Source organism: Acinetobacter sp. NyZ410 (assembly GCF_022828975.1).
GTDB lineage: Bacteria > Pseudomonadota > Gammaproteobacteria > Pseudomonadales > Moraxellaceae > Acinetobacter > Acinetobacter guillouiae.
Genome location: NZ_CP094620.1, coordinates 547642 through 560876, shown reverse-complemented (window position 1 = coordinate 560876; position 13235 = coordinate 547642). Strand labels below are relative to the sequence as shown.

Below are 13235 nucleotides of genomic sequence, written 5' to 3'. Positions count from 1 at the left end.
TTAGTTTTAGCTGTTAGATGGATGCAAAACAGAAAATAATCTAGCTTAAAAAGAAACTCAGATTAGTATAAACTCTGAAGCTATTCAGAAACATTACGAATGGGTAATCATGCGACATAATCTGTCATTTATGTCGTATGGACGCCCCAAATTGGACACTATATGAAAGCGTATTTAGACCTTCTACAACATATCCTAGACGATGGCGGTGACAAAGGTGATCGTACTGGTACAGGTACTCGTTCTGTATTTGGTCATCAAATGCGTTTTGACTTGTCAAAAGGGTTTCCGCTACTAACCACTAAAAAAGTTCATTTCCGCTCCATTGTGATTGAATTGCTGTGGTTCCTAAAAGGCGACACCAATGTTCAATATTTAAAAGACAATAAGGTTTCGATTTGGGATGAATGGTCTACCGCTGAGCAGACTGCCCGTTTTGGACGCCCTGAGGGTGAATTGGGCCCAGTCTATGGTCATCAATGGCGTAACTTTGGCGCAACGCAAAAAGACAATGGTTTGTTTGAAAATGATGGTTTTGACCAAATCAGTTGGTTGGTCAATGAAATCAAGACCAATCCAAACTCACGTCGTTTGATTGTGTCTGGCTGGAACCCAAATGAAGCAGGTAAAGTTGCCTTACCGCCATGCCACACTTTATTCCAATTTTTTGTTCAGGATGGAAAGTTGTCTTGCCAACTTTATCAACGTAGTGCAGATGTTTTCTTAGGGGTGCCATTTAATATTGCCAGCTATGCTCTACTGACTCATATGGTTGCTCAAGTTTGTGGTTTAGGCGTAGGTGATTTTGTCTGGACTGGCGGTGATACACATTTATATGTTAACCATTTTGAACAAGCAAAACTTCAGTTAACACGTGAACCCTTACCATTGTGTCAACTCAAGTTAAATCCTGAAATTAAGGATATTTTTGACTTTAAATTTGAAGATATTGAAATTACAGGTTATGAGTCACATCCTGCAATTAAAGCACCTGTAGCTGTTTAAATACTTTAATCCAGTCTTTCCTTATTCCCTCCTTGTAATAGGAGGGAAAATTTTCCAATGGATAATAAGCGAATTCATTATGACATTTAAAAACTTTGAAATTGTGCATGTCGTTGCAATGGATCAACAACGCTGCATTGGTAAAGCGAACGATCTTCCATGGCATATTTCAGCAGACCTTAAGCACTTCAAAGAAATCACCCAAGGTGGTGTTGTGGTGATGGGACGTAAAACGCTTGAATCGATGGGACGTGCATTACCTAAACGTGTCAATTGGGTAATTACCCGTGATCAGGATTGGAGCTTTGCTGGGGTTAAAACGGCCCATAGTATAGATGCTGCTTTGGAGCAAGCGATTCCTGATGTATTGGCATCAGAAAAACCTGCCAGTATCTTTATCATTGGTGGTGGTGAAATTTTTAAACAAACCATGCACATTGCCGATCGTTTAGAGCTCACCCACATTGAGCTCGATGTACAAGGTGATGCATATTATCCAGAAATTCCAGCGGAATTTAAAAAAGTTGCGAGCGAGTCACATGTTGATGACAAAACAGCTATTGCTTTTGAGTTTGCAACATACCGAAAATAGCACTGAACTTTATGAACAAAAATAGTGGCTTATGGATAGCTTAAAAACAAGATCAATACTGCATACACTTGGAATGGGGATAGTCCATTCCTTGTTTAGCCTATTTGTCATATTGAGCAGCCTGTGGTTTTGTTTCGCGATTTGGATTCAACACCCCTTAGGAAAGATTTTCAGTTATATCATCATCCCTATTTGGATTATTTTTGCACTGAGTATTCTTGGGATCTATTTTACTAAAAATATATTTAGCCGAAAAACTGACAGTCTGATCTATATCATCGCCTTTATTGTCAGCTTAATCTGGTACTTTAACATTCCTGCGCAACAAGATCGTCAATGGAGTCCAGAAGTTTCCAGAATTTTTACTTACGAGCAGCAAGGTAATCTTGTCACAATTCATAATGTCCGTAACTTTAATTGGCACTCCCCTGATCAATATGAGGAACGTTGGGAAACCAGAAGCTACAACTTAGATGAGATTACAGGCGTCAATATCATCACCTCTTATTGGATGGGACCACAGATTGCCCATACCTTGGTTAGCTTTGATTTTTTAAATCAGCGCCCACTCGTTTTTTCTATTGAAATTCGGAAAGAAAAAAATGAAAACTTTTCTGCAATTGGTGGGTTTTTTAGACAGTTTGAGCTAAGTCTAATCGCTGCAGATGAAAGAGATATTGTTTATACACGAAGTAATATTCGAGGTGAGCAGGTTTATTTTTTCCCGATTCAACTACCAAAAGCAGAAACCAAAGCATTATTTGAAGAGTATCTTTTGAAATCTTCCGCTTTGGCAGAACATCCAAAGTGGTACAACACCCTAACCAGCAACTGTACAACTTTGGTTTTTGATATGGTTCAGGCGATTTCCCCTGAAAAATTACCAACAGATTATCGTTTATTGGCTTCAGGTTATTTACCCAATTATCTTTATGATTTGGGTGCATTAAATCATCAATGGTCAATCAAAGAATGGTATAAAAAAGCACATATCAATCCAAGAACAGCTGAATATGCTCAGTTTAAATATCAAAATAGTGATAACTTTTCTAAAGTGATTCGTTTTGGTTTACCTGATGAACATGCTCAATAATGTATAGCTTTAGTCAGCTCGTCTTTATGGTTTAACTCAATTTTGTTTATATAATCATTAAAATTAGGAGAATACGCATGTTTAAATCCATACTCGCAACCACATTCATCACAGCAACGCTCTTATTTTCTGGATGTGCATCTACACCAAGTGCCGATCAACAAAGCCAAAATCTAAGTTTGTTGCAAAACAAAAATTGGACACTTACGCACATTGGTGCAACAGAATATAAAGCAACGCCAAATGCTCACAACGTACCAAGTATTCAATTTGGTTCAGATCTACGGGTAAGTGGTGCAGATGGTTGTAATCGTATTATGGGTGCCTATGCGATCAAAGGACAACACTTAACCTTAGGACAACTCGGCTCTACTCGCATGTATTGTCAGGACACTATGAAACTCGCAGCTGACTATACTGAAGCACTCAATAAGGTGAAAGGTTATCAAGTCTATGACAAAACGTTAAAGTTAGTTGATCAATATGGTAATCGTGTTTTGCAATTTACAACGCCATAACATCACCGAATCACTTATTTGTATACTCCTGTTTAAAAGCTTAAAATTTTAGGCTTTTAAACACCTCCAATTATAAAATCCAATACCAACAGTGAAATTGAATAAAAATTTTTAACTCAATCAATGAAAGACAATAATTTTACTACACACACCGTCTTATCAATGGGATTAGAATAACAACAACTTAAAATTTGGATATTTCTATGAAAGTTATTGGCCTTATCTTGATCTCATGTCTACTTCTATCTGCATGTAGTTCAATGAATGTAAGACCTACGGTTGGGGTAAGTATGGGAACATCTGTTAAATAAAAAAACAGCGCCGAAGCGCTGCTTTTTATTAATAAAAATTATGGGCATGTAGTCGTATTGATACCATAAGGACTGTTTAAATTTGGTCCGTATGTCCCATCAGTACTGTAATCAGATGCAACTGAAGCCAGCCCTAAATTATATGTCGTTCTAAATGGTAATGTCGCAACTTGTGATGATGCGCCAATTTGTACATTAAGCCATTGAGCATAAATCTTCGGATAACGAATCACAAAATCAAATTTCCCTTCAGCATCCGTTGTATACGTTGCCGTAGCCCCTTGTCCTAAGAATGTTGGTACTTTAACTGGAATGCTGTTTACTTCATTATTGGTAATTGCACTATATGGCGCGGTTACAGCACAACTATGTGCTGAATTGATTGTTGTTAATGCAGGAAAGTCATCAGTCGTATCTGCTGGCGTTCCATTATTGTTCATTGGAATACCATTACTTAAATAAATATTTGGATTGTTCAAGTTATAATAACCACTACCAGGTCCAACCCATTTTAATACTGGATCAGAGCCAGGCACAGGTGCTAACGCCCAAATGTAACGACCTTTAACATAATTAGTTGGATTAATATCCATTTCCACTTTTTGATTCGCTAACGGCTTACCATCAAAATCGACAACACTTACTGATAAATTTTTCGTGTAGTACACACCGTCATTTGAAGATCCCGTTTCTGTAGGATTAACACCGATGACAATTGATGCAACTGGATTCTGCACAACTGACTGCACAACATCAATACGTGAAATTTGAGTTGCGTCTAAATACCCAGCTTCACTGAATATCGCTGTTAAATTTAAATCATCAGCATCAAATGCTGCTGCAGTATATGTCGCATTACGTGCACTTTCATCAACCTTAACTTTAAATACTGCTTGTCCATTTTGGTCGGTTGTTAAACCAGATGCACCAACAATAATTACACCATTTCGAACAAAATCTTTGATATTCAAGTTGACATATTTATTCGCAACACCGCCACCATTTTGATCGACTAAAGTCACCGTAACATTTGCTAGATCATTACGCACATTTAGTGTTGCTTTATTCGACTCGATTCGTAAATTATAACGCGCAGGTTGAGGTGCTGTTGGTGAAGGTTTAAATGCCGTTAAACGATAAATCTGTGTTGTTAAGGCACCATTTGTATTGGTATTACTTGCTGTGAGTTCAATACCACTTGCCAATAACAAGTCTCCATCAGCAGTATTACCATCCACTTCCACAGAGAAGAAAGCATTACCATTTGAGTCAGTTTTTACAGTCTGTGGTTTACTTGTATTTGTTGGGTGTCCATCTCCTGGTGTTCCAATAATCAATGTCGCAGAATTATTCGCCGCTAAGGTTACATCTTCATCTCTAACAGGAAGACCATTGTTATCAAGCAATTGCACTTTAACAATTGTTTTATCACCAGCAACACTTAAACTTGCCTTAGAAGAATCTATAGTTAAATGATTTGGATTCACTGCCTCAAAAACACTAAATTCTAAGGTAGATACAACATCAACACCCTTCGGATTTTTAATCGTACCTTTGATTTGAATTGCTTTAGAACCTAAATCAATTAATGCTTGTTTAGCAGCACTTGGAATATCTTTTGGAATCGTAATCGTAATCTGTGTTTGACCATTTGCTGCTGTGACTAGCGAATCATTACTTAAACGAATTCCTGCATCATAAGCTTCTTTATTTAAAGCTAAATTTACAGGATAGCCTGTATTAGCACCCAATTCATCTTTAACTGCAACTTGAACTTGATAACTTTTGCCAAACTCTAATTCTTTTTTATCAGCAGTTAAACGCAAGTTTACAGAATCTTGAGGGATAGCAACCTGAATCGAACCCGTCTGCTGAATACGATCACCATTATTACGATTTGTACCCACAACAGCAAACGTGATGCCATTCTTGATTAAGCTCGCATCATAAGCACCTTCAGCAACTCGAATGGTAAATTCAGCTTCACCCTTACTATTTGTTGTCACATTGGAGTCTGACAATGAAACTCGAGAACCCGCTAAACTTGATAATGCAATCGCGACAGATGTATTTGGAATAATTGTTCCATCCTCATCTTTGGCAATCACTTTAACACGGACCTCTCCACCCAATACAGAAACGGTTTGAACATCATAGCTCAGACTTAACGCTGCCAAATCGGGAATATCAACCACAGGTTGAGAAATCTCAACTTTACGAGTAACTGTATAAGCAGAACCATCGGTACGTACCCCTTTCACAGCCACAGTAAGACCATTTGCAACCAAGTTCGCCAATTCACTTGTATTATTGGCTTTCACCTTAATCTTAAACGTTACTTGACCTTGAGCATTCGTTGTAAGTGTTGCCGCTGTCGCGAGGCTCGCTCCATTACTTGTCGCCGCATCATTTAGCCCGATAGACACTTTTTGATTCGCTAGAACCTTACCATCTGTACCCAACGCATTAACGGTTACATCAAATGTTTGTTCGTTATTTACAGTTAAAATAAGGCTACCCAACATATCAATATTCAAGTGATCTAAATCAATTTCACCTTGAGCTGTTGGTGCTTTGAAATTGAGATTGACTGTACTTGCCGCGCCAACCCCATTGGTTGGTTTAGCAATTATGCCTATTCCATTTTTAACCAATTCTTGTTGGGCTGGATTAGCTATATCTGCTTTATATTGATAGGTAAATGTAGCATAGCCTGCTGCATCTGTAAGTGCATCTGCTGGGCTGGTTAAGGTCAATCCTAAGTTTTGTAGCTCTGGAACTGAATAAGCGTTAATAAAGCCTAAATTAATAGTCTCTCCTTTTAATGGACTACCTTTTATTCCTACAGCTTTAACTTTAACAGCAATAGTTTGATCCTTCGTGTAATCATAAGCTAGATTAATTGGATCTATTGTAAGATAACTTAATGCCTCCTCAGACTTTGCTCCATCTTTTACTGCTATTTTAATACTGTTCGTTACATTATTATTCGCTGTAAATGTTGCTGTAATTCCAGATTTTACTAAAGCTTCAATTGCTTCTGAAGTCATCGCATTTGTTTTTAAAGTGAATCGGACATAACCATTAACATCAAATGTTTGCTCTGCATTTGCAGTTCCATCTCCAGCAATAAACGACACACCATTAGAATTCGCTTCAGCATTTAGGCTCAGTTTGACCTTACCTTGAGTCGCGGCTTCACCTTTATTATTAATTCCTTTAACAGTAATGGTAATCGAATCATTTTTTGCATTAATCTGATACGAAGACGCAATTTCAAGACGTTGAAGTGCCTGCTGGTTTGATGCTCCAGTATCAGCAGTTGTCACTTTAACTGTTGCTGTTGCAAAAATATCTGCGGAGTCACTATAAGTCGCTTTTAAGTTAATTCCTTGTTGAGATAAGGCAATCGGATACGATGATGCAGATTTAAGGGTAAATACTGCATAGCCTTTCGCATCAGTTGTCACTTCTGCCTGATCAATCGTGACACCATATACAGCACTACTATCTGTAAAAGATAATTTTACTTTTTTATTGGTTAAAAGATTACCATCACTATTTTTTGCAACAACAGTAACTTGCGTCGTTCCACCTTGTGCAACGATAGGGCTATCTTGAGTAACAATTTCTAATTTTTGAACAATTTGAGAAACATCTTTAAAAGTAATTGATGCTTTTGCTTGGCTCTCAGCTTTAAACTCATCTACTAATTTAAAATCTAAACTTGACGAGGTTAATACAAGTTGAGCAATGTCAGCTGCCGTTAAATCACTATTCGCAGTAATATTAAAAGTTGCTTTGCCTAGCTCATCTGTTTTTAAGGTAGAACCATTTGTAATCGAAAATTTACCTTGCATTTCAGCAGGTAAAGCTAAAGATACAGATTGATTCGCTTTTACACCACCATTTTTATCTGTGACTTGGGCAGTAATAGAAGCTGAACCTTTTGGTAGATTAAGCACAACTCCTTGTTGGATTTTAAGATTATATTCACTTTGAATCGTGCTTGTTTTTTTAATATTAAGGGTATAAACCTGTTTAATTGTTGTTCCATCTACAGTTGCAGTCAGCTGTACTTTTCCAGAATTTGCATTCAGTGTAGGAATATTTAATTCAAATACCGCAACACCATCATCACCAGTCGTTACCTGAGAACTCTTACTTGTTACACCTAATTTTTCACTATCTGCAATCGATAAATTTACCAGTTTAGCAGCAACACCACCTTTATCACTGTTCAAGGCTTGAACTGAAATTAAGACTTTAGAATTGTCATAAGCAACATCAATTGGTTTAGCTTCAGCATCTTGTAGCGAAAGCCCCAAACTTTCTACAACTTTTTTAGTATCCGTGGTTGAACCATTACCACCATTTCCTGTACCTGTTCCACCATTATTCTTATCATCCCCATAATATCCACCACCTCCACCGCCGCCACACGCCACTAAAGCTAATGAGGACGCCAGAACTGTTGCTTTAACCCCTAATTCTTTAAATTTTGTTAAGTAAATCATAATTTCATCCATTGTATTTAGTATAAGTTTTGCCCTAAAAATACTTTTATGGCTTTTACACGAAATGTACTCAAATCTACAAAACTTTTCAATCTAATACTTGTGATATATTGAAAAAATATAATTTGACGACACTCTTTATATGAATATTTTTTATAAATTGCTATTAAATCTTTAATTGATATTTCTTGTAATATAATTAAATGAGGAGAAGTTATGTACGACATCATTATCATTGGCGCAGGAACTGCGGGTATTAGTGCATATAAAGAAGCAATCAAATATACATCTAACATACTGATTATCAATAAAGGTCCATGGGATACAACCTGTGTCCGTGTTGGCTGTATGCCAAGCAAAGTTCTCATTTCAACTGCAAATCGGATGTATGACATTCAAAATGCCAAAGAAGTCGCTTTAGAGGTAAAAGCAGAGATCGATACACGTCAAGTTATGCAACATGTCAGAAATTTACGTGACCGCTTTGCTCGTGCGACGCTTAAAGATGTAGAAAGTTGGGAAACTGCACATAAAATTGATGGCGAAGCTAAATTTGTAAATGCAAATACGGTTGAGGTCGATGGAAAACATTATCAATCTAAATCATTTATTCTTGCTGTAGGTTCAACACCGACCTATAACCAAGATTGGAAAAATAAAATAGGCAATAAACTAATTACTTCAGATGAAGTATTTGAGCTTGAGACACTGCCTAAGTCTATTGCCGTGATCGGGAGCGGTGTGATTGCAATTGAATTAGCTCAAGCAATGCATCGCCTAGGTGTAAATACGACTGTTTTTGCAAGAAGCAAAAAAGTGGGGGTGCTTAGTAGCCCTAATTTACAAGAAATCGCACAAGCAGAGTTATCCAAAGAACTTAATATTAAATTTGAAGTTTTACCTGATTCAATCCAAGATATTAAAAATGGTGTTGAAATATCATTTATCGAAAATAATGAATCTAAAGCCATACAGGTTGACTATATTTTAAATGCGACTGGTCGTGTTACACACTTATTAACCTTGTCCCTCGAAAACATTGATCAGGCATTCTCAGATTTAAAACAATTACCAGTTCATCCCACCACTAAACAACTGGCTGATTTTCCAATATTTATTATTGGCGATGCTTTTACCCAAACGCCTTTACAGCATGAGGCTGCAAATGAAGGAAGAAATGTCGTTTCAAGTTGTTTAAATTTTCCCAATATACACAACTTAAATAACCTATCCCCTTTAGGTATCGTGTTCTGTAGTCCAGAAATGGGGATTGCTGGGCAAAACTTTGCCACGTTGTCAAAATCAGACACAACATTTGTTACAGGTTTTGCTTCTTATGAAAAGCAAGGTCGTGCATTGGTTTTAGGTAAAAATAGAGGTGCTGTTGAAGTTTATGTAGATCAGCAAAGTAGAAAACTCTTAGGGGCTGAACTTTTTGTTGAATCTGCTGAACATATGACTCACCTACTTTCTTGGATCATTGCAGAACAGCTGACAATTGATGAGATATTAGCAAAACCTTTTTATCATCCAACCTTGGAAGAAGGCCTAAGAACTGCATTAAAACATGCCCGAAGACAGCTTAAATAACGTTTTTACCTATTGAATGAAGCTCCTGCTAAGGCTAGAGCTTTTAATATTCTATTTTAGACTTTTTTCTTCCCGATAAACACCACGCATAAAAAAACACCCCGCTCTCGTTAGAGACCGGGGTGTTTTAGATTTAAAAGCTGGCGATGACTTACTCTCACATGGGTAACCCCACACTACCATCAGCGCTAAGAGGTTTCACTTCTGAGTTCGGGAAGGGATCAGGTGGTTCACTCTTGCTATTGTCGCCAGCAAACTGTTATGGACTTGTTCGGGTCTTATTTAAATGCCTTACTTCGTACCAAATGAGTTATTAACAGAACATTTGAGTTGAGTATTGTAACTAGCTTTACAACTAAATCAAGTATGTTTGATCTTTTATGAATCAAATGATGCTTCGTATACAACTGCTTGGGTGTTGTATAGTCAAGCCTCACGAGCAATTAGTATTGGTCAGCTTCATACGTCACCGCACTTCCACATCCAACCTATCAACGTCGTAGTCTTCAACGGCTCTTTAGAGGACATAAAGTCCTAGGGAAATCTTATCTTGAGGTAGGCTTCCCGCTTAGATGCTTTCAGCGGTTATCCCTTCCGAACATAGCTACCCGGCGATGCGACTGGCGTCACAACCGGTACACCAGAGGTTCGTCCACTCTGGTCCTCTCGTACTAGGAGCAGATCCTCTCAAATTTCCAACGCCCACGGTAGATAGGGACCGAACTGTCTCACGACGTTCTAAACCCAGCTCGCGTACCTCTTTAAATGGCGAACAGCCATACCCTTGGGACCTGCTTCAGCCCCAGGATGAGATGAGCCGACATCGAGGTGCCAAACACCGCCGTCGATATGAACTCTTGGGCGGTATCAGCCTGTTATCCCCAGAGTACCTTTTATCCGTTGAGCGATGGCCCTTCCATACAGAACCACCGGATCACTAAGACCTACTTTCGTACCTGCTCGACTTGTGGGTCTCGCAGTTAAGCGCGCTTTTGCCTTTATACTCTACGCGTGATTTCCGACCACGCTGAGCGCACCTTCGTACTCCTCCGTTACTCTTTAGGAGGAGACCGCCCCAGTCAAACTACCCACCAGACATGGTCCTCGTCCCGGATAACGGGACAGAGTTAGAACCTCAATATTACCAGGGTGGTATTTCAAGGATGGCTCCATAGCAACTGGCGTCACTACTTCAAAGCCTCCCACCTATCCTACACAAGTAAGATCAAAGTTCAATGTCAAGCTGCAGTAAAGGTTCACGGGGTCTTTCCGTCTAGCCGCGGGTACACCGCATCTTCACGGCGATTTCGATTTCACTGAGCCTCTGCTGGAGACAGCGCCCCCATCATTATGCCATTCGTGCAGGTCGGAACTTACCCGACAAGGAATTTCGCTACCTTAGGACCGTTATAGTTACGGCCGCCGTTTACTGGGGCTTCGATCAAGAGCTTCGCTTACGCTAACCCCATCAATTAACCTTCCAGCACCGGGCAGGCATCACACCCTATACGTCCACTTTCGTGTTTGCAGAGTGCTATGTTTTTAATAAACAGTTGCAGGGGCCTGGTTTCTGTGGCTGCCAATAGCTCAAGGAGCAAGTCCTATCACCGTCAGCAGCGTACCTTCTCCCGAAGTTACGGTACCATTTTGCCTAGTTCCTTCAGCAGAGTTCTCTCAAGCGCTTTGGTCTACTCGACCTGACCACCTGTGTCGGTTTAGGGTACGATTCCTGTGTAACTGAAGCTTAGAGACTTTTCCTGGAAGCATAGTATCAGCCACTTCGCTAGTAAACTAGCTTGCTATCAGCTCTCAGCATAGAGCACCCCGGATTTGCCTAAGATGCATGCCTACTGCCTTTCACCTGGACAACCAACGCCAGGCTGACTTAACTTTCTCCGTCCTCTCATCGCATTACACAGAAGTATTGGAATATTAACCAATTTCCCATCGACTACGCCTCTCGGCCTCGCCTTAGGGGTCGACTCACCCAGCCCCGATTAACGTTGGACTGGAACCCTTGGTCTTTCAGCGAACGGGTTTTTCACCCGTTTTGTCGTTACTCACGTCAGCATTCGCACTTCTGATACCTCCAGCATACTTCTCAATACACCTTCATCGGCTTACAGAACGCTCCCCTACCACGTATACATAGTATACATCCGCAGCTTCGGCATATAGTTTTAGCCCCGTTACATCTTCCGCGCAGGCCGACTCGACTAGTGAGCTATTACGCTTTCTTTAAAGGGTGGCTGCTTCTAAGCCAACCTCCTAGCTGTCTATGCCTTCCCACATCGTTTCCCACTTAACTATAATTTGGGGGCCTTAGCTGGCGGTCTGGATTGTTTTCCTCTTGACTACGGACGTTAGCACCCGCAGTCTGTCTCCCGGATAGTACTCATAGGTATTCGGAGTTTGCATCGGTTTGGTAAGTCGGGATGACCCCCTAGCCGAAACAGTGCTCTACCCCCTATGGTATTCGTCCGAGGCGCTACCTAAATAGCTTTCGGGGAGAACCAGCTATCACCGAGTTTGATTAGCCTTTCACCCCTATCCACAAGTCATCCCCTGGCTTTTCAACGACAGTGGGTTCGGTCCTCCAGTTAGTGTTACCCAACCTTCAACCTGCTCATGGATAGATCACCCGGTTTCGGGTCTATACCCAGCAACTAAACGCCCTATTAAGACTCGATTTCTCTACGGCTCCCCTATGCGGTTAACCTTGCTACTGAATATAAGTCGCTGACCCATTATACAAAAGGTACGCAGTCACCAAACAAGTTGGCTCCCACTGCTTGTATGCATGCGGTTTCAGGATCTATTTCACTCCCCTCACAGGGGTTCTTTTCGCCTTTCCCTCACGGTACTGGTTCACTATCGGTCAGTCAGGAGTATTTAGCCTTGGAGGATGGTCCCCCCATATTCAGACAAGGTTTCACGTGCCTCGCCCTACTCGTCATCATTATATGTGCCCTTTCGTGTACGGGACTATCACCCTCTACGGTAGCACTTCCCAGAGCTTTCCGCTAAAACACATATAACTTAATGGGCTGATCCCCGTTCGCTCGCCGCTACTGAGGGAATCTCAATTGATTTCTTTTCCTAAGGGTACTGAGATGTTTCACTTCCCCTCGTTCGCCTCGCATGACTATGTATTCATCATGCGATACCTACCTTATGGTAAGTGGGTTTCCCCATTCAGAAATCTCCGGATCACAGGATATTTGCCGCCTCCCCGAAGCTTATCGCAGGCTATTACGTCTTTCATCGCCTCTGACTGCCAAGGCATCCACCACATGCACTTAATTACTTGACTATACAACCCCAAACAGTCGTTAATCCCTACAAGGAGGATCAACAATGTGAACTTAATCACTTCTATTTGTTGCCTGTGAACTTAATCACCATACAGCTTCAATTTAATTCATATACCAAAACGCTTGATTCAGTTTTATCGCTAGTGCTCATTTCATTCAACATTAACAATTACTTGCTAACATCAACTAAAACGAGTTTAAACAATTATTTCAACTCAAATATATTCTGTTAATGATTCACTACCGCCTCGTCAGCGAGTAGTTAACTGTGATAAATCACAGAACTTAATAAGCT

Annotated in this window: 6 protein-coding genes and 2 rRNA genes; 5 read left to right on the top strand and 3 right to left on the bottom strand. The window is 40.0% G+C overall.

All coding sequences use genetic code 11. The features are described from left to right. Positions 1-162 precede the first annotated feature (162 nt). The 4 genes from thyA to MTO68_RS02665 all read left to right on the top strand — a co-directional run bounded on the left by thyA (position 163) and on the right by MTO68_RS02665 (position 3208). Positions 163-1005, top strand: coding sequence for a thymidylate synthase (thyA, locus tag MTO68_RS02680; protein ID WP_151801587.1), 843 nt, complete (start codon positions 163-165; stop codon positions 1003-1005). 79 nt (positions 1006-1084) lie between these two features. Next, positions 1085-1597: a dihydrofolate reductase gene (locus tag MTO68_RS02675; protein ID WP_154130104.1), complete on the top strand. Its 513-nt coding sequence runs from the start codon at positions 1085-1087 to the stop codon at positions 1595-1597. Between the two features lie 31 nt (positions 1598-1628). Then, a complete protein-coding gene (locus MTO68_RS02670; protein ID WP_244014911.1) occupies positions 1629-2690 on the top strand; it encodes a DUF4105 domain-containing protein in 1062 nt (353 codons plus the stop codon). A gap of 77 nt (positions 2691-2767) precedes the next feature. After that, positions 2768-3208 (top strand): META domain-containing protein, encoded by a 441-nt coding sequence (locus MTO68_RS02665; RefSeq protein WP_234622392.1) that lies wholly within the window; start codon positions 2768-2770, stop codon positions 3206-3208. A 349-nt stretch (positions 3209-3557) separates the two neighbouring features. On the opposite strand, the gene MTO68_RS02660 is transcribed toward MTO68_RS02665, so the two are convergent. Beyond that, a complete protein-coding gene (locus MTO68_RS02660; RefSeq protein WP_244014909.1) occupies positions 3558-8036 on the bottom strand; it encodes an Ig-like domain-containing protein in 4479 nt (1492 codons plus the stop codon). Positions 8037-8252: 216 nt separating this feature from the next. On the opposite strand from MTO68_RS02660, the gene MTO68_RS02655 reads away from it, so the two are divergent. Then, on the top strand, positions 8253-9626 hold the full coding sequence (locus MTO68_RS02655) for a dihydrolipoyl dehydrogenase (protein ID WP_244014907.1): 1374 nt from the start codon (positions 8253-8255) through the stop codon (positions 9624-9626). Between the two features lie 138 nt (positions 9627-9764). On the opposite strand, the gene rrf is transcribed toward MTO68_RS02655, so the two are convergent. Both rrf and MTO68_RS02645 read right to left on the bottom strand, forming a co-directional pair. Further along, positions 9765-9879, bottom strand: a 5S ribosomal RNA gene (rrf, locus tag MTO68_RS02650). Between the two features lie 169 nt (positions 9880-10048). Then, positions 10049-12939: ribosomal RNA gene (locus MTO68_RS02645) — 23S ribosomal RNA — on the bottom strand. Positions 12940-13235 lie beyond the last annotated feature (296 nt).

Excerpts from the sequence above, each read along its gene's own strand:
- thyA (WP_151801587.1), top strand. The coding sequence starts at position 163 with ATGAAAGCGTATTTAGACCTTCTACAACATATCCTAGACGATGGCGGT.
- MTO68_RS02675 (WP_154130104.1), top strand. The coding sequence starts at position 1,085 with ATGACATTTAAAAACTTTGAAATTGTGCATGTCGTTGCAATGGATCAA.
- MTO68_RS02670 (WP_244014911.1), top strand. The coding sequence starts at position 1,629 with ATGGATAGCTTAAAAACAAGATCAATACTGCATACACTTGGAATGGGG.
- MTO68_RS02665 (WP_234622392.1), top strand. The coding sequence starts at position 2,768 with ATGTTTAAATCCATACTCGCAACCACATTCATCACAGCAACGCTCTTA.
- MTO68_RS02660 (WP_244014909.1), bottom strand. The coding sequence starts at position 8,036 with ATGATTTACTTAACAAAATTTAAAGAATTAGGGGTTAAAGCAACAGTT.
- MTO68_RS02655 (WP_244014907.1), top strand. The coding sequence starts at position 8,253 with ATGTACGACATCATTATCATTGGCGCAGGAACTGCGGGTATTAGTGCA.